We start from the raw sequence: 2,553 nt of genomic DNA on the forward strand, positions 1-2,553 counted from the left end.
CCCTCCCCCGCCTCGCCGAACACCCCGGTGCGCGCCTCCGGGCCGGACGCCGCCCGGCTGGCCGCGTACGTCGTCGCCCCCACCCTCGCCGCCGGGGTCGTCGTCCGCCGGCGGGCCGGGATGGCGCTGGCCGAGCGGTGCGCGGTCGACCGGCGGGCCACCGCACTGCTGACCGGACTGCGCGAGCGCCACGGCCCCGGCCCGCTCACGCTGGACGCGGCCGGACGCGCCTTCGCGGTCCCGCTCACCGCCGAGGACGCCGCCCGCGTGCTGGCCGGCGCCCCCGACCCGTACTCCCCCGCCACCCGGGAGAAGCGGGCCGCGCTGGAGCAGTTCCAGCCGCACGGCGTGTTGGTCTCCCAGGGCGGCGCACGCGACGAGCGGCGCGCCTTCAACGAGGCCGTGCTGGAGTACCGCACCCGGCTTCACAGCAGTGCGCCCGCCGTGGTCCGCACCGTGCGCGAGGAGACCGGCAAGCTGCTGGGCGCGGTCACCGCGGACGACGGCGAGATCGACTGGCGCCGCTTCCACACCATGTGGAACAGGGCCGTGCGGCGGATCGTGCTGGGCGACGCCGCACGCGACGACACCGCGCTGACCGCGATGCTCGACAGGCTGCGCTCGGCCGGCAACTGGTCGTTCGCCGCACCGCGCCGCACCGCGCTGCGCGACCGCTTCGAGCGCCGGCTCCGCGCCCATCTGGACCGCGCCGAGCCGGGCGCCCTGGCCGGCGCGCTGGCCCGCACCCCCGCCGCGCCCGGTGTCGACCCGGCCGGCCAGGTTCCGCACTGGCTGTTCGCGTTCGACGCCGCCGCCATCGTCGCCTTCCGCGCCCTCGCCCTGCTGTCCACGCACAGCCGCCAGGAAGACCAGGTCCGGGCCGAGACGGCGGTCGCCGACCTCACCGAGCCGAGCCTCCTGCCGTACACCCGGGCCTGTGTGCTGGAGTCGGTGCGTCTCTGGCCGACCACGCCGTTCCTGCTGCGCGAGTCGGTGCGGGAGACCCGCTGGGGTTCGGGCGCCCTGCCGGCCGGCACCGGTTTCCTGATCTACGCGCCGCTGTTCCACCGGGACGGGTCGCTGCCGTACGCGGACCGGTTCACGCCCGAGATCTGGCTCGACGGGACCGCCCGGGACACCGAGGCGCTGATGCCGTTCAGCGCCGGGCCGGCCCGCTGCCCGGGCGAGGACCTGGTGCTGCTGGTCACCTCCACCGCGCTCGCCGCGCTGCTGGAACGCCACCGCCACCTGCTCGAGCGGCCCGCCAGGCTGCGGCCCGACCGCCCGCTGCCGCACACCCTGGACCACTTCGCGCTGAGGCTGGCCGCGCTGCCGCACTGAGCGGGGCGCGAGGGGCGACGCGTTGCCGGATCCGGACCGGGACGCTGTGTCATGATGCGAGGGCCCTGCCCAGGCTGACGCTGCGAACGGAAGGTTCGGCATGGCTCCTCGCGCTGGGAACTGGGAGCGCGTCCCCCTCATCCCGCAGAGCAGGCACGCGGCGGCGACCGAGATGGACGCGGCGCCCGCCGCTCCGCCGCCCGTCCCGGCTCCCCCCGTCTACTCGTCGCTGCTACACGAGTGGCGGGTCCATGGCCGCGCCCTGCCCGGAGTGCCGGACCACGAGTGGGACGCCCTCGTCTCCCGCCCGGTGTGGCCGGGCGGCTGAGGCCCCGACCGCCCCGGAAGAGGCCGCGGGCGGTCGGCCGCCGTGCCGGAGTTCCCGGCATCCGGGTGATTCGGCCCGCGAAACAGCCGCAATGACCGCATTTCGCCACTTCTTTAGGTCTGATTTTCACAGCGGAAGCCGGACCCGGTCGTGTGCGTGGTCCGTACGTCGTGAGATCCGCGACGGGACTTCCCCTGCCGAAAGGAAGCCGAACATGAAGTGCAAGAAGGCCGCGGTAGCCGTCGCCGGCATCATCATGGCGCTGGGTGCGGCCACGCCCGCCGTCGCCGACGCGGACGCCGAGGGTGCGGCCGTCGGCTCGCCGGGCATCCTGTCCGGCAACGTCGTCCAGGCCCCGATCCACATCCCGGTGAACGTCTGCGGCAACAGCATCGGCGTGATCAGCGGGCTCAACCCCGCCTTCGGCAACATCTGCGTCAACAAGTGACGCGATAGGGAAACCGGCCTCACGGCCACCGAGAAGCCGGCCCCGGGACGCTCCCGGGGCCGGCTTCCCGCCTTTCCGGCCCCGCCCGCGGGCCGTCCGCCCACCGGCCGTCCGCCCACCGGCCGTCCGCACGCCCGAACGGGGGAGTCCGTCCACCGATGGTCCAGCCGAGGGCCTCTCCGGATTACCCGACGAGCCGTCAGTCCTACTTTTGCTCCACGGGGATGACCGGACGGGCGCCACCTGGCGGAGGAGCGGACATGGGTCACCGGAAGAGCCGCGACGGACAGGGCGGGCGGGACAGGCGGGCGGGCACCCGGCGCGGCCCGCGCCGGCCGCGCGGGACAGGCGCGCCGGGCGGGCGGCTGGCCCTGGCGGCGGCCGCGCTGCTGATCGCGGGCACGGCCCTGACGGCGCCGGCCGGCGCCGTCAGGGC

3 protein-coding genes are annotated in these 2,553 nt (G+C 75.7%); all 3 read left to right on the forward strand.

Annotation, left to right across the window (positions count from 1 at the left end):
- Positions 1–1,341, forward strand: a 1,341-nt coding sequence (locus C6N75_RS29820; protein ID WP_322888090.1) for a cytochrome P450, incomplete at its 5' end; no start/stop codon positions are given.
- A 100-nt stretch (positions 1,342–1,441) separates the two neighbouring features.
- The gene (locus C6N75_RS29825; protein ID WP_105871945.1) at positions 1,442–1,669 is read left to right on the forward strand and encodes a hypothetical protein; all 228 of its coding nucleotides are present in this window, start codon (positions 1,442–1,444) and stop codon (positions 1,667–1,669) included.
- 214 nt (positions 1,670–1,883) lie between these two features.
- Positions 1,884–2,117, forward strand: coding sequence for a chaplin (locus C6N75_RS29830; protein ID WP_105871946.1), 234 nt, complete (start codon positions 1,884–1,886; stop codon positions 2,115–2,117).
- Positions 2,118–2,553: the final 436 nt, after the last annotated feature.

The sequence above is a fragment of the Streptomyces solincola genome (assembly GCF_002982015.1).
Lineage (GTDB): Bacteria > Actinomycetota > Actinomycetes > Streptomycetales > Streptomycetaceae > Streptomyces > Streptomyces solincola.